This window comes from Enterococcus sp. C46, from assembly GCF_040887565.1.
GTDB lineage: Bacteria > Bacillota > Bacilli > Lactobacillales > Enterococcaceae > Enterococcus_B > Enterococcus_B lactis.
The window spans coordinates 339,274-358,619 of record NZ_JBFOGA010000002.1 but is presented as its reverse complement, the minus strand read 5'-3'; the positions used below and the strand labels follow the sequence as shown (position 1 = coordinate 358,619).

The window sequence follows — 19,346 nt, the reverse complement described above, 5'->3', positions numbered from 1 at the left end:
ACGACTTTCTCACTTGGTACATCGTCTTTTTTCAGACGATTTTTTAAAGCAGCGCTGTTCTCGGCGCTTTTTTTGTGCTTTGCTTTTCAAAATCATCCCTTCATCTTCTTGCCAGACAGGAAACCATTTTCACTAAAATTATATCATATAATTTTTTTAATATGATTCACTTTTTTCTGCTATTCAGACTTTTTGTACGTTGTTTTATCATTCATCAAAAATATTTATTGTTATTTTTTGTACGTCTTTTTCTACTTTTTTCCTTCTTCCATTTTCTTGTTTTCTTACACGGCATTCAGACACTTCTTCTTTTTTGTCAAAATTTCCTTTTTCTTCTCACCCTATCATTTGGCATTCTCATAAAAACGAACTATCCTTGGATATAGAAAGAGAAAACAAGGAGGCGTTTTTCATGAGTAAAAAATTAATCAAAGTCGGCATCGGTTTAGGTTTGCTTGCCCTTGGCGCTGCATATCTAGGAAAAAAAACAGGGCTATTCGAAGATGACAGTCATTTATATGATGAATTTGAATCCATCTAGCATCCTATTTCGTTGAATCACTACGGACATACTTGGAAGACATTGGAGGAATCACAATGAGAAAAAGTAAAGCAATAATGATTGGTGCCGGTATTGCCAATATGGCAGCGGCTGTTTATTTGATTCAAGAAGGCAAATGGAAAGGGGATCAGATTACCTTTTATTCATTGGATGATCACGGTTCAAATGATGGTGCACCGACCGACACTGTAGTGGATGAATATTGGAATAAAAATCATCCATTAGAAAACCAAAAAGGCTATATTGCTCGAGGCGGTCGTATGCTTAATTACCGTACCTATGTAGATTTGATGGATCTATTAAGTCGAATACCTTCTGTTACTGAGCCAGGAATGACTGCTGAAGAAGATACGAGAGATTTTGATGCAAAACACCGTACCTTTGACAAAGCACGTTTGATGGAAGGTGGTAAAGGGATCATTGACGGCGGAAAACTGGGCTTCAACAACAAGGACCGTATTCTTCTGACTAAACTGATTGCCATGCCTGATTCAGAAGAAGAAAAACTAGACAATATCACTATCGAAGAATATTTCAAAGATGATCCACACTTTTTTGAAACAAACTTCTGGTTTATGTGGGAAACAACATTTGCTTTCAGAACACGTAGTTCTGCTCAAGAATTGCGTCGCTATATGCATCAAATGATTTATGAATTCACTCAAATCGAACATTTAGTGGGCGTCAATCGAACACGTTACAATCAGTACGAAAGTATCATGCTTCCTTTGATCGAGTACTTGAAAGAACAAGGATGCAAAATCATTTTGAACCGCCGTGTCACTGACTGGGAATTCAAAGAAACACCGATGCAAGATGAAATCACTGTGACTGGTTTGAAAATGACCAATACATTGACTCAGGAAGAGGAACATGTCACGGTAGATGAAGATACAGCGGTCATTTTCACGAATGGTTCCATTACAGATTCAGCTACTTTGGGAGATTACGAAACACCAGCTGTAGAAAATATGGATTATGGTGCAGCTTCTAGTCTCTGGAAAAAAGCCAGCGAACGTTTCTATAACTTAGGAAATCCCGATAAATTTTTCGCGGATCGAGATGCGAGCGAATGGGTCAGCTTTACCCTGACGACGAAAAACCATTTGTTGTTGAATGAAATCACCCGTATCACGACTCAAGAACCAGGAAATGCCTTGAATTCATTTATTTCAACCACACCGATCACGCCGTTAGGCCAAAAAGATGTCAATATGTCTATCGTCGTGCATCATCAACCGCATTTTACGTCTCAAAAACCAAATGAAACAGTTATTTGGGGTTATTTCCTTTATCCAAGACGACGTGGCGAGTTTGTGGATAAACAGTATATTAAGATGAACGGAAAAGAAATGTTGGAAGAACTGATTGGACAACTTTCAAAAGTAGATCCTGGACCAGTGAATATTCGTGAAAAAGAAACAGAGATTTTCGACAGCGTAATAAATAATATCCCTGTCTATATGCCTTATGCTTCCGCATTATTTAATAACCGTGCAAAAAGTGATCGACCAAAAGTCATTCCTAAACATTCAACTAATCTGGCCTTTACAGGAGAATTTGTTGAGCAGCCTTATCAGATGATCTTTACTGAACAAAGTGCTGTACGTTCTGGAGAAATCGCTGCTTTCCATTTTGCGGGCATCCCTATGTCCCGTCTTGTCAAAACACCGCGTTACGACAAAGACATCCCTACTCTAGCTCGTGCCGCAAAAAAAATGTTTGAATAATCAGGAGGTTGTGAAAAAGTCGTTTAGTTTCGAGTATTAAGAAAAATTTTGTGGAAATGGCTTTCTATATTTTTGCATAAATTTGGCTTAATACCGAGAAACTGGCTTTTGAACACCGTTTACCAAGAGGTTGTGAGCCTACCGTTCAGCTCCGAGTCACAAGGAACAATTTCAAAAAATAGCTTCCTATGTTTTATGAATATTGTGACTTGTGACCGAGGAGTTGGTAGGGGAACACCGTTTATTCATAACAAGAGGTTGTGACAGATTTCATGTCACAACCTCTTGTTATTTATATTCGTTTCTTTTTGAAAAAACCATTTTTTCAGTATTCACTCTCTTGCCAATCCACCATAATCCAGCTGCTATCACTACTTCAACGATTGCCACTACACTAAAAAATTGGATGAATGACAAAATATATGTGTCTAACAAATGTTGCAGTGCTTGGGTTCGAATATCTAACTGACTGGTCATATCGTACAAATAGAGACTGACTGACAGACTTAATAATTGGAAGCCTGCTCCTCCAATCACCACTGCAAATGACCAAAGAACTTTTTTCCAAGACATTCTGTATAAGTAAAACACTCCGCTCAGCAATACAAGTAAGATACTACTGATCACTGGAAGAAAAGAAACCATTCGCTCTCGTATCGTCAATATCTGATCGATGAACGACATCAAATAAATTGATTGTATTCCTCGTCGAAAAATCCCAGAAGTCATATAGATGAGTAAATTGTTTTCTTCACTAGCAAATGGATCATCCTCTGCTTCTTCTTGTTTGTATGTATTGATTATCTCTTGGAGCTTTTCTTCTACTTCCTTTTCTCCGATCAGTTCTACTGGTTCTTTTTCATATCTGTTGCGGATGAAAAGCTCGATATTTTTTTGTACTAGTTCTTCAGAAACAATCTTTTCCAATGCTTCAGCCGGAGCTCCAATCTCATAATGATAGCTTTGGATCTCTTGATTGATCTCAGCAGCTACTTTTTTCGCATAGTCCGATTGCATGTTTTGCTCTAACATAAAATGTTGATTTGCCAAGGTGCTTATTAAACAAAGCATAACAGTCAGGCATAACAGTCAGGCAAAACAGGCAGACAGAACTAATCATAACAATGATCCGTTTATTCCATTTATTTTGAATTTGTTTCATTACGCCTCCTCGTATTTGTTTTTTCACTGAAACGAATGATGGTTGGTTATTGTTTAAATAGTTAAAATGATTCAATAGTTCAACTATACTTTACTGTACGTAAGGATACAATGAAGGCACACACCTTCTTTTTCTAATAAAAAAAAAATTTGGAACTCTTGCTTTTTTGAGGATTTTTATTTTGAGAAAAAAGCGTTTCATTATCAAAAAGATAAGAACTCCTTTAGAATGAAACTATCTGTAGTACCAATAATGCAGACAATTTTGTGAATCTGAAAGGAGCATCTCCAATGAAAGCAGTCACTTGGCAAGGAAAACAAAAAATGGAAATCAGAAACGTAGATGATCCAAGAATATTAGAACCAACAGACGCAATCATCCGTATCACAGCAACCGCCATTTGCGGATCCGATCTGCATCTTTACCATCATGGTGAAGCAGTTTTGGAAAAAGGGTATGTTGTAGGTCACGAACCTATGGGAATCGTTGAAGAAGTAGGATCACAAGTTCAAACATTGAAAAAAGGGCAACGAGTGGTTATCCCTTTTAATATCAGTTGTGGTCATTGTCATTTCTGCCTGAATCACATGGAAAGCCAATGTGATGAATCAAATCCAGATCAGTTATATGGTGGGCTTTTCGGATTTGGCAAGTTGAATGGCAATCATTGGGGTGGGCAAGCAGAATACCTAAGAGTACCTTATGCAGACTCTACTTCGTTTGTCGTTCCAGATAATAATCTTCCTGATGAAAAAGTTTTGTTTCTATCAGATATTTTGCCTACAGCTTATTGGAGCGTTGAAAATGCAGGCGTAAAAAAAGGCGATACAGTTGTGATTCTAGGATCTGGTCCAGTCGGTCTATTTGCTCAAAAATTCGCTGTAATGGCTGGAGCAGAGCGCGTGATTGCAGTGGATCCAGTACAACATCGTTTAGATAAAGCGGCTAATTACAACGGCGTGGAAACTTATTTCTTAGAAGACACAGCACAAGCTGGAACGGAATTATATGAGTTGGCTAAAGGTGGTGCCGATGTCATCATCGATTGTGTAGGAATGGACGGGTTAGAGCCTGTAAAAGAAAAAGCAAAAAATTTGGTGAGCCTACAAAGCGGCACGATTTCGCCTTTACAGATGGCTTCGCAAGCTGTCAAAAAATTCGGAACCGTCCAAGTAACTGGTGTGTATATGACGCCAGCTTCTTCTTACCCGCTTCAAGAGTTTTTCATGCGAGATATTGCGGTCAAACATGGACAGGCACCCATTATCCATCTGATGCCGAAAATCTACGAAATGATTGCAGAAGGACTATTTGATCCTACACAGATCATTACTCATTCGCTACCACTAGAAGAAGCAGCACAAGCATATGAGATCTTTGACAAAAAAGAAGATAAAAATATAAAAGTTGTTTTGAAACCTTGAAATCAGTAAAAAATACAGGTGATTTTCTTTATGCCCAAAATCAAACGAAATACCCATGAGATTGAAATAGGAAAAGAAGAAGATATCGAAATACGAGGGCGTCGCTTCCGCTTCTATTTCCAAAACCGTTACACATTGATCTCACTAGCTGTCGATTTATTAACCGGGATTTTCTATATTTTTGGAAGCCTTGCTTCCTTAACTAAAATCCCCGATCGATATGGCACCTATTTTTATTTGGCTGGTGCTATTTTCTTGACGATTCGTCCTATTCTCAGAATCGTTAGGAACATTTTTATTTACGACGAGAAAAGAACAAGGAAAAAGCATGGGAAGGCCGTTTAGCCATCTCCATGCTTTTTTGTTATTCTTGTGTTGTGCATATTTCGCCTACTGCGATTCGAAAAAATTTCTAAGTATAGAACAATTTTTCGGTTTCCTTCTCTATATGCTGTTTCATGTACCTGCTCTTACAGCGGCATTTGGTACACTCGCACAGGAATTCCTTCATTATCCTGAGCCATCCCGATAAATTGCCAATTGTATTTTTCATAAAAATCCGTATGATCCGTCACAAGATAAAGCATCTTTACGCCCATTTCTGCAAAGTCTTGCTTGATCGTTTCTAAAATCATTTTGGCAATCCGTTGGTTTCGGTAGTCTTTTTCAACAAACAGCGCACAGACATTTGGAGTCAAATCTACTCGATCATGAAAATCATTGTCAACAACACCTGCACCTGCAATAATCTCTCCCCACTCATCCAACACCACATACCATTGCGGAACCGATGCGTTTTTTCTCTTGCTTGCTTGGATACTTTCTTCATAAACAGCAACTGGCAGATGCCATTTTGAAGCAAACCATTCGGCTGTTTCTTTTATCAACGTCGGTCGATCCCGCAATTTTATGACTGTTCTTCTCTCCATTTGTACTCTCTCCCATTCATATTTGGTCTATTATAGCACCTTGTATTTCAAATAGCTTTTCAATCGCTCGATTTTTTTGAATGAATGGGATTTTTTATTTATACACAAATTCCAAGACAAATATACCTCGATTTTCTCATTCATTATTCGATCCTAAGTTTTAAATTACTTGTTTTCATAAAAAAAGCAGAACCAGATAACCGGTTCTGCTTTCTTTATTCATTAAGCATCCAAAGCTTCTTTTCTTCTTTCTTGGATCGTAGCTACCTTGACGAACGGCAGATAGATCAAAATAGAAAGGATCAGATTGACAGCGGCCAGTACACCACCTGCAATACTCTTCGTTGCCAATACACCGCCAATAATTGGTGGCGTTACCCATGGTGGCATAACGGTAGCTGCTGGCACTAAACCTGTAGAAGTCGCAAAGTACGCAACACTAACTAAAACCATTGGTGTCAAAATAAATGGAATGAACATAATTGGATTCAATACGATTGGTAAACCAAACATCGTTGGTTCATTGATATTGAAAACACCTGGCGCAATCGACAAGTTTGTTACAACCATATATGGTTTGTTTTTACGTCCTACTAAATAAATAGCTAACAGTAAACCTAATGTTGCACCTGTTCCTCCTAAATTGACAAAGCTGTCGAAGAAAGGTTTGTTCACGATAAATGGCGCGCTATGTCCAGCTGCGATCGCATTGACATTTGCTTCGATTGCTGGCGCATTGATCGTTTGCATCAAAGGATCGACCATATTCGCCCCGTGTAAACCAAAGAACCATAAGAATGGGGTGATAAATGCAAGCAATAATGCAGATGGATAAGAGTTCGCAAGTCCCATAAATGGTTCTTGGACCACTGTATAGAATGAACCCACGATATCATCAACCCCAAATGCAGCAAAAATTGCAGCAACTAAAGCAAAGGCAGAGATAGTGATCATTGCTGGCAGTAATGAAGCAAATGCTTTCGCAACTGCTGGTGGCACACCATCAGGCATTTTGATGATCAATTTTTCATTTCCGCTTAAACGTACAAAGATTTCTGTTGAAATAATCCCAACAATAATAGCAATAAACAAACCGTTTGAGCTCATACCTAATGCTCCGCCTAAAGCAAAGAAAGAGCCTAAAGAAATCACACCTGCGGAAACACCGTCTTTTCGGTAGCCGTTAGCTAAATGATACGCAAGTAAGAAAGCAATCAAGACAGAAAGAATGGCAAATGTGCCGTTCCAAGCTGCAGCCCCGAATCCTTTCCATGATTCACCGCCAAAAATTGAATTCATCAATTCTTGGAAACCGGGAATCGGTAAGTTATTGATCATTACTGCTAATGCTCCTAAAATCATTAACGGCATACTCACCATAAATGAATCTCGAATCGCAACTAAATGCCGTTGTGCACCAATTTTTGATGCGACAGGTATAAAATGTTTCTCCATAAATGCAACAAATTTATCCATAAATCTTCCCTCTTTTCTTTACTGTGGATTACGCGTCCAACCGACGATACAGATCAATGATCTCTTTTGCTAAATCTGTAAAAGCAATAGATGTCATCAGGTGATCTTGACTGTGAACTGTCAAAAGTGTTACTTCAACGTGGTTTCCTTGTGCTTCTTGCGTCAGCATCTCTGTTTGAGAGTGATGTGCTTGGACTAAAGATTCCTCTGCATCTTTGATTTTTTCCTCTGCTAAAGTAAAATCTCCTTTTTTCGCCGCAGCAATCGCTTCCATTGCATCGCTTTTTGCATTTCCGCCAAACATAATCAGACCCATGATGGCTTCTAGATTTTTTTGATCTTCCATTTCTTGTTTCCTCCGATATTTTTATTATTTGTTTATTAGTTTTTCTGCTTGGTCAAGTACTTTTTCACCATTCATCATGCCATAGTCAGCCATATTGATCACATCTAAAGGAATGCCTTTAGGTGCTAGCTTTTCAGCAAATTGATTTTGCATAAAACGTACTTGCGGACCTAAAAGTAAAACGTCTACATTTTTAGATTCTAGTTGATTATCTGCATCTGAGGCAGAGACAGCAAAGATATCTGCTTCCATTCCTTTTGCTTCTGCTGCCTTTTGCATTTTTGTGACTAGGAGGCTTGTACTCATTCCAGCTGAACATACAAGCATGATTGTTCTCTTTTCCATTTTAAACACGTTCCTTTCTATTCTTACACTTGTATATAAAGCAAGTAGTGTGCCAACTTTAAAAGCGCTTTAAAAAGTTGATATTATCACGTTTATGGTCTATACCAAGTTGCATACACACTAAAAAAGAAAGCGCACACTAAACACACAAATTCTTTTTTATTGTGTTTATTTCTTTTAACGTGCACAAAAAAAGTTATGACAAATCTTTTGTCACAACTTTTTTGAATAAGAGGTTAAAATGCTACTTTCACAACCTCTTTTATTTCAAATAGCCAGCAAATAGAATCAATATCTTCGAAAAAATTCTAGTTATTTATAGACTTCATCAGGTAAGCTTAATTCTCTCTTATCAATCAGAGACTGATACCATGAAGCAGACTTTTTCAGTGTTCTGCTTCGTTCATCGTTCAATTCGATTCGAACTAATCCATATCGATTCTTAAATGCATTCATTGGTGAAACACAGTCAGTGAATGCCCATAGCATATAGCCTTCGCAATTGGCACCTTCTTCTGCTGCTTTGATCAAATAACGCAAATGCTGTCCGATAAATTCGATACGATAGTCATCTTGCACGATCCCTTTCTCATCCATATACTGTTCTTCATGTTCTCTTCCCATACCGTTTTCTGTTATCAGCCAAGGAATATTACGATAATTTTCTTTTAGATACATAGCTATATCATACATGATTTTTGGATAGATCTCCCACCCTCTGGAATTGTTCATTTTCTTTCCAGGTAAATCAAAGACTTCATAATATCGTTCTGGATGAAACGGTGTCTCTTCATTCCATTGATAACGAGGAGCACGAACGCGTTTAGGGTAATATTGATTGATTCCAAGGAAATCTACTGTATGATGTTGGATCGTTTCTAAATCCTCTGTTGCAGGATCAAAATAAATCGATTGTTTTCGACACAACTCCAGGAACTCTTCTGTGTAGTATCCTTTTACCATCGGATCAAAAAATACTCGATTATAAAACAGATCATACATATAAGCAGCTTTTTGATCTTCTGGAGAACTGGAACGAGCATAGACCATCTCAGGATTTAAAATACAGCCAATCCTTCCGCCATAATTGCCACTATGGTAAATTTCTACAACTTTAGCCGTTGCTAAAACTTTGTGATAATTCCACATCATCCATTTTTTTGTGTTTTGTTCATGCGGCCAGCGAACAGCATCCAAATAGCAACGCGTTTGGGGAACGATTGGTTCGTTGAATGTAAACCAGTTTTTTACCCTGTCACCGTAACGATCAAAAGCAATCTTTGCGTACTTAGCATAAAAATCAACCACTTTTCTTGAAGACCAGCCATCATATTTTTCCAAAAGAAAAGCAGGGACTTCGTAGTGTTCTAAACAAATCATCGGTTCTACGTCTGCTTCGATCAAAGAGTCGATCATTTCACTTATATGCTGAGCATATTCTTCATCTACTATACAATTCTCGTAATCAGTGAAAAAACGAGCCCAATTGATAGAAGTCCGATAATGTGTCAGATGGATGGATTTCATCAAATCTATATCCTGTTGGTACTGCTCCATAAAATTAGTTGCTATGGCTGGACCATACCCATCATGCCAAACAAAATGTTCATTTTTATACCAGCTATCTATAAACGAATCCTGTCCTTCTTTTTTTCCTTTCCAACCTTCCGTTTGCCAAGCAGAAGATGCTGCACCAAGAATAAAATTTTCTGGAATAGTAATTTTCATGATTTCCTCCTGTTTTTTTAGATCCCATCATTTTCCACACGATTTGCTACTTTTACGAATGGCAGATAAATCAAAATAGAAACAACAATACAAACAAGTTGCGTAATAACTGCACCGATATTTCCTGCTGTGGCCAGATAAGCATTGACAATCGGCGGCATCGGCCAAGGAACCATTACAACTGCTTTTGCCGCAAATCCTAAAGCGGTTGCAAAATAACCGATCGTTCCTGTAACAAGCGGCGTTAAGATAAACGGGATAGCTAAAATAGGATTCAGCATGATCGGCATACCAAAAATAACTGGTTCATTGATGTTGAAGATCCCAGGAGCAAGAGATAACTTGGTGATTTGTTTCATATCTTCTCGCTTTCCCACTAGCAATACTGCTATCAGTAGACCTATCGTGACCCCAGACCCGCCCATACTCATATACATATCCCAAAATGGCATAGTGATAATGTTTGGTACTTCTTTTCCAGCTTCAAAAGCTTCCGTATTTACAGCAATTGCCGCTAAAAGCAACGGTTCTCGAATTGGCTTCACCATTTGATTCCCATGGATACCAATCACCCAAAAGACTTGTGCAATAAACATCAGTAACAAGATACCAGGTAGCCCTTGAACGACACCTTCTAATGGGCGTTGTACGATATTGTAAATGATATCATAAAGGTACATCCCTGTAAGTTCTTTGATGATAAATCCCGCAGCCGCGATACCTGATACTGTCAGAATCGTGGGAAATAACGCAGAAAAACTGGCAGAAACATTCGTTGGCACGGTATCAGGCATTCTCAGCTGTAGTTTCTTCTGTTTCCTCAACCAGCAATAAAGTTCAATGGAAAGGATGGAGACCAACATTCCCAAAAATAACCCTTTCGTATCTGTATATTGTTTAGCCAATACGTTTTCTACTATAACAGTCTGATTTTCATTCACTAATTCATAAACAGTTGGATTAACAGATAAATAAGACATCACTGCGATGATACCAGGGAATACACCATTCACTTTATTCAGCTTTGCTAATTCGATCCCTATCAGAAAAACAGCATAGATGGTCAAGAAACTTAGTGTGACATAGCTGATGGCAGATGCGATAGGTTTTAATTCTTCTAAAAAACGCAAAAAACTTATCTGTGCTAACCCATTTTCCGAATCAAAGACCATTGCTGAAAACAACGTGCCAAAAGCACCCGTAATAATTACCGGAATCAATGCAGCAAATGCGTTTTTTATCACCATGATATACCTTAAATTATTGATTCTCGTTGCCACATTCCCTAAAACATTGGCTAATTTATCCATAAAACTCATTCCAGATCCCCTCATTCCTACTTCTTCTCCTTGCCGTCATCTCTTTTCGTCTGTTAGTCAGCGCTTACATTCCGGTGAATAAAAACTATTTGCTTGTCCGTTTTACCAAATATAAAGCAAAAATTCATCTGATGTATTTATCATAAAATACATCAGATGAACTGTCAATTAGTTTCTTTCTTCCCAATTATTTTCTGTAATTCTCTCCGATTTATTGCCATATGGACAGTCATCGCATCAAATGCCGCAAGTACATTCCGCCTCTCGATAGCCTGAACGATTTCTGTATGGATATCGATCGTCTCGATTTTCAAATGCTGGATATCATAATTTTTATTAAATAAAGCAATCGATTCATTAATGATCGGAATGATATGCAGTAACGCTACGTTTCCGCTAGCTTCTGCAATCGTCGTATGAAAATCGATGTCTAATTGAACATGATCTTGTGTACCTTCTCGAAAAGACGTTTCAATCTTTTGCGTTAAGCTTTTCATTCGGCTGATTTGATTTTTCGTTGCATATTCCGCCGCTAACCCTGCCATCTTTGGCTCCAATAAATATCTCAGCTCAAACAAGTCTCGTATCATCCGATCCTGATCTTCAATCAAAGAAAAACCGAGCGGATCATTAGCAATCCCTCGCTTATCACTGACGAATGTCCCCGCCCCTTGCCGAACTTCAAGAATATTCCTAGAAGCAAGCGCTCGGACAGCTTCTCGCACCGTGCTGCGTCCCACCTCTAAATAATCGGACAACTCATATTCATTCGGCAACCTATCTCCTACTTGCAACTGCTTTTCCTTTAAATATCTAAGGATCTTGTCCGTGGTTACTTCTACTAGGGTTTTATTTTCTTCCAAACCACATACCTCCTTTTCATCTGATGTATTTTTTCGTAATTATTATAACACGTTTGAATCATCTGATGATTTTTTGTATAAAAAATCGATTCATCCGTTCATGGATATACAAACGAAGCTATTTACCATAAAAAAAGACTAGGATAAAATTCACTCCTAGCCTTCGATCCTTTTTATTTTGAACGACAAAACGTATGATGTTCAATAATAGATGATCTTCATTCGATTCTTGATGACATTTTTTGTTCATTTTTTGATAGATGGATAAAAAATTTGATTACATCTTTTCTATTCTAGAATTTGGTCGATTTTCAATTCTTCTTCTGGTGAGAAATCTAAATTATCCATCATTCGAACACTTTCTTGTAACTGACTTAACCGACTTGCTCCAACCAGTACACTCGTAACAGATTTTTGTCGCAAATTCCATGCAAGGGCCATTTGCGCTAATGATTGCCCTCGTGATACGGCGATTGTCTGCAGTGCTTTGATTTTTTCCAGAGTTGATCCAACTTGTTCTTCTGAAAGGAATGGTATTTCCTTACGATGTGCTCTAGAATCTTCAGGAATCCCATGCAGATAACGATTTGTCAGCAAACCTTGGGCAAGCGGGCTGAACGTGATTGCTCCTAGCCCTTCTTCTTCTAATACTGGAGATAAGTCGTCTTCTAGTAGTTCGCGAGAAAACATATTGTAGCGCATCTGTTGAATAATGAACGGTGCTTCTTTTCTTTTTAAAATTTCAGTCATTTTTTTGGTGTCTTCTCCATTATAGTTGGATATACCAATATATAATGCTTTTCCTTGTCTTACAAGTTGCATCAATGCTTCTGCTGTTTCTTCCAAAGGTGTATCAGGGTCTGGACGATGATGATAGAAGATGTCAACATAATCTAGCCCCATTCTTTGGAGACTCTGATCACAACTTGAAATGATAGATTTACGCGAGCCCCATTCTCCGTATGGACCTTCCCACATATGATAACCTGCTTTGCTAGAAATAATCAGTTCATCACGGTAGGCTTGAAAGTCTTCTCTAAAAATACGCCCGAAGTTTTTCTCTGCAGCTCCAGCAGGGCCTCCGTAATTATTCGCAAGGTCGAAATGGGTAATTCCCATATCGAAAGCACCTCTTAAAATCTCTCTTTGGTTATGGATAGGATCATAATCTCCAAAATTTTGCCATAATCCGAGAGATAAAATTGGTAATTTTAAACCTGAATGACCGGATTTACGATATTCCATTTTTTCATAACGTGCACTATCTGCAATATACAAATTTTCTCCTCCTTACCACTTTTAAAACGCTTTCTTTTATTCTGCTTTTAGTTTACTACATTTTAAAGAAAAGGAGTTAGTCAAAATGATTTTTTCTTGTATTTTTTTACCATTTGTTTTTTATTCGTTGATAAATCAGAAATTGCTTACGTGCTTGCTGAATTTTTTTATAGCGTTTCGGTTGTTTTTTGTAAAATTGCTGATGATAATTTTCTGCTGGCCAAAACGTACTAGCTGGTTCAATTTTTGTGACGATTGGTTGGTGGAACGTTCCTGAACTGACTAGTTCCTGTTTCGATTGCTCCGCTAATTCTTTCTGACGTTCGTCTTGATAAAAAATCACCGGACGGTATTGCTTCCCTCTATCTTGAAATTGTCCAAAGGCATCTGTGGGATCAGTTATTTGCCAATAGATTGTCAATAAATCGCTATAACTTATCTCTCTCGTATCATAAATGATCTCCACAGCTTCCATGTGACCTGTGTAGCCACCGCTCACTTGATCATAATTTGGTTTTTCAACATGTCCGCCCGTGTATCCTGACAAAACAGATAGGATCCCTTTTTTCGATTCAAACGGCTCGACCATGCACCAGAAACATCCCCCTGCAAATACTGCACGTTCTTGATAGTCAGCATCTTGCATAGCATGCTTGGAAAAGTCATATTTTTGCTGCGTGTCAAATCCTTCTGTAAGCAATAAATAAAAATCCATTACATCAGGCGTTAGGTTCATCCGGATAGCTAATGGACGTAGTGTTGCTTCTAGTTTCGATAACTGTTCTTTAACGGATGTATTTTCTCTTATGTCATTCTTTGTCTGGATCAATACTTTTCGTTCCCAATCTCGTGTATTCGGATTTAAAATCAGATTATAAAGTGTTTGAATGAATACTTGTTCCTTATCCATAGACTCTCCTCCTTTCCGAAGAAGACAAGCTAGTGACTTTAGCTGTAATTTATCATAAAGTGAGGAAATAAGCGATTGAATCGTATTTATTCAAAGAAGATAAGCGGCTTCAGATGATATAAGATGATCTTTATCTTAAAAAGCATACTCTATGGTCTATGGTTTGATTTAACTAAAAAACGACCTCTGAAAAAAGGGATGTTTTCCAGTTCTCAGAAGTCGAGTAAAGATGATTCTTTTTTTATGAACGATAATAAACTTCATCCAAAAACAGACCTTGTGCAGGGACGGTTTCTCCTGCATGTTGCCGCACTTTGCTTTCGAATATTTCATCGATTGTTTCTATCGGCATGGCACCTGTACCGATTTCTAGTAATGTTCCCATGATGATTCGCACCATTTTATATAGAAATCCGTCTCCGACAAAAGTAAAATGAAGCATTTCTCCCTTACGTTCGATAGATAATTCATCAATCGTACGTACCGTAGATTTTTTTGATTTTTTCAATGCAGAAAAACCAATGAAATCATGTGTACCCATCAATTTTTCGCAAGCTGCATTCAGCTTATCCATATCCAACTCTTGAGGAAAATAAAAGCTGTGGTTTCGTTCAAATGCTGAAGGAATCACGTTGTTCCAAACATAATAGCTGTATTTTTTGCCCACCGCATTATATCTTGCATGGAAGCGCTCAGGCATCTCTTCGATTCTTTTGATGACAATATCTCGCGGAAGGTAACGATTCATAAAGTCGATCATTTCTGACAGCTCAATTTCTGTGTTTGTTTTGAAATTTGCTACTTGTCCTCGCGCATGGGTGCCAGCATCTGTTCTTCCTGATCCAATAATTTCTATCTCTTCATTTGTCATCTGATGCAATACTTTTTCAATTTTTCCTTGAATGGTTTTATCGTCATCTCCAAGTCTTTGCCATCCTGAATATCTTTTTCCGTCATATTCGATTGTCAACTTGATGTTTCTCATATTTTAGTGGCTCCTCTGTCTTCCATTTGGTCTTCTCTCTACCTTTTTAAGATTGTAGCACAAAATATAGCTCCTTGCTTCTCTAAGACAGAAGCTCTACAAGAAAATTATGGAACTATATTTCAGAAAAACAAAAAAACAGCCAACGGACGAAATGTCCGCTGACTGTTCAATTTGACGACTCAAGTTTTACTGTTTGAGATGCAAGATACTCAACCAGGCAATGGGCACATAATTAAAGAAAAAACTGATTCTTTGGCAAAATCCTATTTTATTCAGTAATGGCCAAGAATTTATAGAAGGGATTCTTGCCAGACCATAAATCGCCGCAAAAAGCAAACTGATCACAGACAGTCCAAGGTATAAGTGGCTTACGTCCAGTTGCTCATTTTTTCGATAGATCAAGAAAAGAAGAACTGGAAACAATAAAAATCCACTATAACCTAAACCTGATCCGATATTATGAACCCATGTCGAGATATTCCACGAAGATTCATGAGTATTGATACTGAACAAACCTGTAAAAATACAATCACCTATACCATAGAAACCGATAGATGCTGTAACTAAGGTAGCTAACATACGAGATGTACTTGCAAATGCAGCATACAACGCAGGCAATGACAGGATGAAAAAAATCCCTGAAACCACTGACCAAATAAGAAACGCCTTTCTTACAGGACTGGAAACCTCTCCAAATACACTGATCACACTCTTCATTTGATCTAATTCAGGATAATACAATCCTAATACGTACGGAGTCAAAAAATCACTCAACACGCCTAATAGTAAAAAGAAAAAACCAAATTTACGTAAAAAATCCATGATGCGCCTCCAATAACAATTACCTATGCTTTTAATTGTTATTATAAACGACTTTATCTCGATTTAACAGGAACCTCTATTCTACAGGAACATCTATATAACTCATTAAAAATTTGAATCGTCTTAAGGTTCATCCCTAAATATCTAATGTTCAATGTTCATTTAATCCGTCTAATCGATCTTTCAATTTGATTTTTTCTCCACTTCTTTTACGCGCGCCTAATTCTCCTATTGCAGTAAACAACAGATCACTTGACGAATTTAAGGCAGTTTCCATTGAATCTTGGATAACACCGATAATAAATCCGATACCGACGATTTGCATCGCAACATCATTAGAGATACCAAACAAACTACATGCTAGTGGAATCAATAACAGTGAACCGCCCGCAACACCTGAAGCCCCACAAGCAGCTAAAGCAGACAAAATACATAAAAGGACTTTCAAAACAAACGGTGCTTCAATCCCTAAGGAATGTACAGCCGTCAATGACATCACGGAAATGGTAATCGCAGCACCGCCCATATTGATCGTAGCACCTAATGGGATTGATATGGAATAAGACTCTTTCGTCAATTTCAATTTTTCAGCCAGCATCATGTTTATCGGAATATTTGCGGCAGAACTTCGGGTAAAGAAAGCTGGAAGCGCGCTTTCTTTCAAACAAAAGAGAATCAATGGATAGGGGTTTTCTTTAATAAACAAAAACGTGAGGAACGGGTACACAACTAATGCGACAAACAGCATCGTGCCGATCAACACAAGTAAAAGCTGCAAATACTCTGCCAATCCAGCGATTCCAGTCGTGGCAATCGATTGATAAACCAATCCTAAAATCCCTATCGGAGCGAATGCAATAATCACTTGTACGACTTGTGATAATGCTACAGATATTTGGTCCACCAATTCTTTTGTCGATTCTGAACGTGATCGAAAAGCTAGACCTAACAACACAGCCCAGAATAAGACACCAAGATAATTCGCATCAATAAGCGATTGAACAGGATTTTGTGTGACATTTGTCAACATCGTAGATAAAACACTTTCCAAATTTTGCGGTGCTTGTTCAGATACTGTTTCTTGTAAAGTAATAGGAACAGTAAAAATTGAACTTATAATCACTGCTACAAGTGCCGAAAGCAATGTTCCTACTAAATATAAGACTAAAATAGGCTTCACAAATGTCTTATTTCCTATTTTATGTTTGGCAATTGAAGCCATCGTCAAGAAAAAAACTAAAAGAGGCGCAATTGCTTTCAAGCAACTGACAAACAACGTCCCCAATATTGAAATAAATGTCCATGTGGGGAAAAAGATACCCAACAATATTCCGACTAAAATACCAACAACAATACGTTGAACTAACGACATATCCAAAAACTTCTCTAACAAATGACCACCCTTTCACAATTTTAACAATCATTGTATCATTTTATCTAAAGAAACTAAAGGTGTAATTTTCTAAAAATTCTAACAATACAATTGGTAATTCATGCTCTTGCAACATTCAGTTTTAGTATTGGAGGGTTTATTCAATCTCTAAAGAAGTCGAGAGAAAACTATTTATCGTTATTATTAAAGTTATCCAAGTAAAACGTAATTAAGATGAAGGATGAAACTGGAAGTTTCATCCTTCATCTTAATTCTTAGACATAGCAATCAATTAATATTTTCCACTGAGTCTCTTCTTTCTCTCACTAATTTACTTACCTATAAACGATTTGATTAAAGCCATTTTTCAATTCATTATTCGCTGTCTCGTTGAAGTAAAGATAATTATCGGGATTCCCCTGATTTTGTTGTGTCACCAATACTTTTGGCTGATTTTGCTGAAATCCAAATAGATAGACGTGCTTTTTCAGATATGGTTCTGTCTCTGCATCGGAATAGACGGCTGTAATTTGATAATCTGCTTGACCTGTCCCACTTTCTGACCATTCTGCAGAAGCAGGCACTCCACCAATAGCCATCTTCCACTCCCCATTCAAAATAGCTTGAGGGACTTTAAGACCATATAAGTCCACACTCATTTGATTCGTATAACTTTTGTATTGTTGCCCCATTGTTTGGCCCCATGTGGTCATAAATGCCTCTAATTGTGCGGCTTTGTCTGCATTCCACAGTGTTTGTTCAACTTGTTCGCTGCTTTCTGAAGAGGAAGATGAAGCCTCTAAAGAAGAACTTGAAGTAGATGTTTGAGTCGTTTCAGTCGTTTTGGAAGACTCTGACGAAGTAGAGGTATCTGCTGTTTCTGTACTTGTTGCAGTTGACTTGCTCTCTGTGCTAGTTGTTGTAATAGTTGCAATTGTTTCTTTTGTTGATTCTTTTCTTGGTTCATTCCCGTTGGTACAACCAGCTAACAAAAAAGCTAGGCCCATTGTTAATAAAATCCTCTTTTTCAATTAAAAAAACTCCTTTCGATTACTCCCCCACTTCTTTATTCTATCAAATAAGCAATGTGATTTTATTGATTTTTTGTATTTTCTCATCCATCTTTTAAACCATTTAAAAACTAAGAAGCACCCGCTGATGTCTTATAGACAACATCAGCGGGTGCTTCTTTTTATTTTATTTTTAAGACAAAACGTTGTGTTTTTTTCCTGTTTTTCTCACACTTTATATTTGTATTTGAAGAAACATAGACTTTTAGTCATCATCGTCTTCTTCATCCAAATCTTGTCGGAGAGTTTTTCCTTGGAGTCTTTGTACTTGGTAGATGATTTCTTTATTGAAACTTAAAAGTTCAACAAGCAATTGTTGCAAGCCATACTTTTCTTCTTTTTCAGCTAACTTGATTGCCCGTGTGATAAAGACATTTTGGAAATCGAAATCTTTTGCAAAGTTTTCTAACATTGTTGAGGCTGGTAAATATTTGTTTTGACCATGTTCGTAAATTTTTCCATAACGCATGACTTCTTCTAAAGTAGACGGAACGATTTCATTCTCAATCACTAACTCATGAGAGATTTTATTGAACCATCTCGCTTCTTGATCAGCATATTCCGAAAAAAGGGTACTTAATTCTTGCGAAGATGTACCCAAAACATACAATTGTGCTTGGATCAATTTCATTTCTTCTAATTTAAAATTTGCTAATACATGACCCACCATGGCGCCAGCAGTTGGTTTATGATGGTCGATATCTGCTTGTTTTGTTTCTTGAGCAAATTTTTCTTCCACTATATTCATTGATTTACGCCTCTTTTACTTTTGTTGATTGGACTTCATAACCTAATTTTTCCACAACTGCAGCTAATTGTTCAGGGTGGACTTCATCTGGATCAAAGTTTGCTTTGATTTTGCTCGCATTAAACAAAACTTTCGTATTGCTTACCCCAGGCTGTTGAGAAACCGCATGTTCGATTTTTTGCATACAGCTTGGACAAGTTAGTGTATCTAATTGCATAATCATTTTTTTCATCGTAGTTCTTCCTTCCTTTTTCTTGATAGTCTTATTCTAGAT

At 37.6% G+C, this 19,346-nt stretch carries 19 protein-coding genes and 1 pseudogene; 4 read left to right on the top strand and 16 right to left on the bottom strand.

Annotated elements, in window-relative coordinates; genetic code table 11:
- Window positions 1–412 precede the first annotated feature (412 nt).
- Window positions 413–541 (top strand): hypothetical protein, encoded by a 129-nt coding sequence (locus tag AB3I27_RS04925; RefSeq protein WP_002287569.1) that lies wholly within the window; start codon window positions 413–415, stop codon window positions 539–541.
- Window positions 542–597: 56 nt separating this feature from the next.
- Window positions 598–2,292: an oleate hydratase gene (locus AB3I27_RS04920; RefSeq protein ID WP_065772619.1), complete on the top strand. Its 1,695-nt coding sequence runs from the start codon at window positions 598–600 to the stop codon at window positions 2,290–2,292.
- 288 nt (window positions 2,293–2,580) lie between these two features.
- Here AB3I27_RS04920 and AB3I27_RS04915 read toward each other — a convergent pair.
- Window positions 2,581–3,454 (bottom strand): annotated as a pseudogene (locus AB3I27_RS04915) (hypothetical protein).
- Window positions 3,455–3,744: 290 nt separating this feature from the next.
- Here AB3I27_RS04915 and AB3I27_RS04910 point away from each other — a divergent pair.
- The gene (locus AB3I27_RS04910) at window positions 3,745–4,878 is read left to right on the top strand and encodes an alcohol dehydrogenase catalytic domain-containing protein (protein ID WP_002292500.1); all 1,134 of its coding nucleotides are present in this window, start codon (window positions 3,745–3,747) and stop codon (window positions 4,876–4,878) included.
- A 30-nt stretch (window positions 4,879–4,908) separates the two neighbouring features.
- The gene (locus tag AB3I27_RS04905) at window positions 4,909–5,223 is read left to right on the top strand and encodes a YrhK family protein (RefSeq protein ID WP_002316627.1); all 315 of its coding nucleotides are present in this window, start codon (window positions 4,909–4,911) and stop codon (window positions 5,221–5,223) included.
- Between the two features lie 125 nt (window positions 5,224–5,348).
- Here the strand turns inward: AB3I27_RS04905 and AB3I27_RS04900 are convergent, their stop codons facing one another.
- The 15 genes from AB3I27_RS04900 to AB3I27_RS04830 all read right to left on the bottom strand — a co-directional run bounded on the left by AB3I27_RS04900 (window position 5,349) and on the right by AB3I27_RS04830 (window position 19,304).
- A complete protein-coding gene (locus AB3I27_RS04900; RefSeq protein ID WP_104760361.1) occupies window positions 5,349–5,807 on the bottom strand; it encodes a GNAT family N-acetyltransferase in 459 nt (152 codons plus the stop codon).
- 222 nt (window positions 5,808–6,029) lie between these two features.
- Window positions 6,030–7,283 (bottom strand): PTS sugar transporter subunit IIC, encoded by a 1,254-nt coding sequence (locus tag AB3I27_RS04895; RefSeq protein ID WP_002310633.1) that lies wholly within the window; start codon window positions 7,281–7,283, stop codon window positions 6,030–6,032.
- A gap of 28 nt (window positions 7,284–7,311) precedes the next feature.
- Window positions 7,312–7,629, bottom strand: a complete 318-nt coding sequence (locus tag AB3I27_RS04890) for a PTS lactose/cellobiose transporter subunit IIA (protein WP_002310632.1) — start codon at window positions 7,627–7,629, stop codon at window positions 7,312–7,314.
- 24 nt (window positions 7,630–7,653) lie between these two features.
- Window positions 7,654–7,974, bottom strand: a complete 321-nt coding sequence (locus AB3I27_RS04885) for a PTS sugar transporter subunit IIB (RefSeq protein ID WP_002292494.1) — start codon at window positions 7,972–7,974, stop codon at window positions 7,654–7,656.
- Between the two features lie 312 nt (window positions 7,975–8,286).
- Window positions 8,287–9,702 carry a glycoside hydrolase family 1 protein gene (locus tag AB3I27_RS04880; protein ID WP_002312688.1) on the bottom strand — a complete coding sequence of 472 codons (1,416 nt, stop codon included), beginning with the start codon at window positions 9,700–9,702 and terminating at the stop codon, window positions 8,287–8,289.
- Window positions 9,703–9,719: 17 nt separating this feature from the next.
- Window positions 9,720–11,036, bottom strand: coding sequence for a PTS sugar transporter subunit IIC (locus tag AB3I27_RS04875; RefSeq protein WP_002312687.1), 1,317 nt, complete (start codon window positions 11,034–11,036; stop codon window positions 9,720–9,722).
- Between the two features lie 149 nt (window positions 11,037–11,185).
- On the bottom strand, window positions 11,186–11,884 hold the full coding sequence (locus AB3I27_RS04870; protein WP_104760362.1) for a FadR/GntR family transcriptional regulator: 699 nt from the start codon (window positions 11,882–11,884) through the stop codon (window positions 11,186–11,188).
- Between the two features lie 288 nt (window positions 11,885–12,172).
- Window positions 12,173–13,162 (bottom strand): aldo/keto reductase, encoded by a 990-nt coding sequence (locus AB3I27_RS04865; RefSeq protein WP_368022915.1) that lies wholly within the window; start codon window positions 13,160–13,162, stop codon window positions 12,173–12,175.
- 106 nt (window positions 13,163–13,268) lie between these two features.
- Window positions 13,269–14,072, bottom strand: a complete 804-nt coding sequence (gene msrA / locus AB3I27_RS04860; RefSeq protein ID WP_002310626.1) for a peptide-methionine (S)-S-oxide reductase MsrA — start codon at window positions 14,070–14,072, stop codon at window positions 13,269–13,271.
- Between the two features lie 241 nt (window positions 14,073–14,313).
- Window positions 14,314–15,057, bottom strand: coding sequence for a tRNA pseudouridine(38-40) synthase TruA (gene truA / locus AB3I27_RS04855; protein ID WP_002312684.1), 744 nt, complete (start codon window positions 15,055–15,057; stop codon window positions 14,314–14,316).
- Between the two features lie 189 nt (window positions 15,058–15,246).
- On the bottom strand, window positions 15,247–15,882 hold the full coding sequence (locus AB3I27_RS04850) for a DUF998 domain-containing protein (protein ID WP_104760363.1): 636 nt from the start codon (window positions 15,880–15,882) through the stop codon (window positions 15,247–15,249).
- Window positions 15,883–16,033: 151 nt separating this feature from the next.
- Window positions 16,034–17,254 carry a serine/threonine transporter SstT gene (sstT, locus tag AB3I27_RS04845; protein ID WP_002312678.1) on the bottom strand — a complete coding sequence of 407 codons (1,221 nt, stop codon included), beginning with the start codon at window positions 17,252–17,254 and terminating at the stop codon, window positions 16,034–16,036.
- A 335-nt stretch (window positions 17,255–17,589) separates the two neighbouring features.
- Window positions 17,590–18,285, bottom strand: coding sequence for a DUF4767 domain-containing protein (locus tag AB3I27_RS04840; RefSeq protein WP_104760326.1), 696 nt, complete (start codon window positions 18,283–18,285; stop codon window positions 17,590–17,592).
- 244 nt (window positions 18,286–18,529) lie between these two features.
- Entirely contained in the window at window positions 18,530–19,072 is a 543-nt protein-coding gene (locus tag AB3I27_RS04835) for a ferritin-like domain-containing protein (RefSeq protein ID WP_002310614.1), read from the bottom strand.
- A 4-nt stretch (window positions 19,073–19,076) separates the two neighbouring features.
- A complete protein-coding gene (locus AB3I27_RS04830) occupies window positions 19,077–19,304 on the bottom strand; it encodes a heavy-metal-associated domain-containing protein (RefSeq protein WP_002310613.1) in 228 nt (75 codons plus the stop codon).
- Window positions 19,305–19,346: the final 42 nt, after the last annotated feature.

Coding starts and splice junctions, on each gene's coding strand:
- AB3I27_RS04875 (WP_002312687.1), bottom strand. CDS start 11,036: ATGAGGGGATCTGGAATGAGTTTTATGGATAAATTAGCCAATGTTTTA.
- AB3I27_RS04905 (WP_002316627.1), top strand. CDS start 4,909: ATGCCCAAAATCAAACGAAATACCCATGAGATTGAAATAGGAAAAGAA.
- msrA (WP_002310626.1), bottom strand. CDS start 14,072: ATGGATAAGGAACAAGTATTCATTCAAACACTTTATAATCTGATTTTA.
- sstT (WP_002312678.1), bottom strand. CDS start 17,254: ATGTCGTTAGTTCAACGTATTGTTGTTGGTATTTTAGTCGGAATATTG.
- AB3I27_RS04920 (WP_065772619.1), top strand. CDS start 598: ATGAGAAAAAGTAAAGCAATAATGATTGGTGCCGGTATTGCCAATATG.
- truA (WP_002312684.1), bottom strand. CDS start 15,057: ATGAGAAACATCAAGTTGACAATCGAATATGACGGAAAAAGATATTCA.
- AB3I27_RS04925 (WP_002287569.1), top strand. CDS start 413: ATGAGTAAAAAATTAATCAAAGTCGGCATCGGTTTAGGTTTGCTTGCC.
- AB3I27_RS04910 (WP_002292500.1), top strand. CDS start 3,745: ATGAAAGCAGTCACTTGGCAAGGAAAACAAAAAATGGAAATCAGAAAC.
- AB3I27_RS04850 (WP_104760363.1), bottom strand. CDS start 15,882: ATGGATTTTTTACGTAAATTTGGTTTTTTCTTTTTACTATTAGGCGTG.
- AB3I27_RS04880 (WP_002312688.1), bottom strand. CDS start 9,702: ATGAAAATTACTATTCCAGAAAATTTTATTCTTGGTGCAGCATCTTCT.
- AB3I27_RS04830 (WP_002310613.1), bottom strand. CDS start 19,304: ATGAAAAAAATGATTATGCAATTAGATACACTAACTTGTCCAAGCTGT.
- AB3I27_RS04835 (WP_002310614.1), bottom strand. CDS start 19,072: ATGAATATAGTGGAAGAAAAATTTGCTCAAGAAACAAAACAAGCAGAT.
- AB3I27_RS04895 (WP_002310633.1), bottom strand. CDS start 7,283: ATGGATAAATTTGTTGCATTTATGGAGAAACATTTTATACCTGTCGCA.
- AB3I27_RS04890 (WP_002310632.1), bottom strand. CDS start 7,629: ATGGAAGATCAAAAAAATCTAGAAGCCATCATGGGTCTGATTATGTTT.
- AB3I27_RS04885 (WP_002292494.1), bottom strand. CDS start 7,974: ATGGAAAAGAGAACAATCATGCTTGTATGTTCAGCTGGAATGAGTACA.
- AB3I27_RS04900 (WP_104760361.1), bottom strand. CDS start 5,807: ATGGAGAGAAGAACAGTCATAAAATTGCGGGATCGACCGACGTTGATA.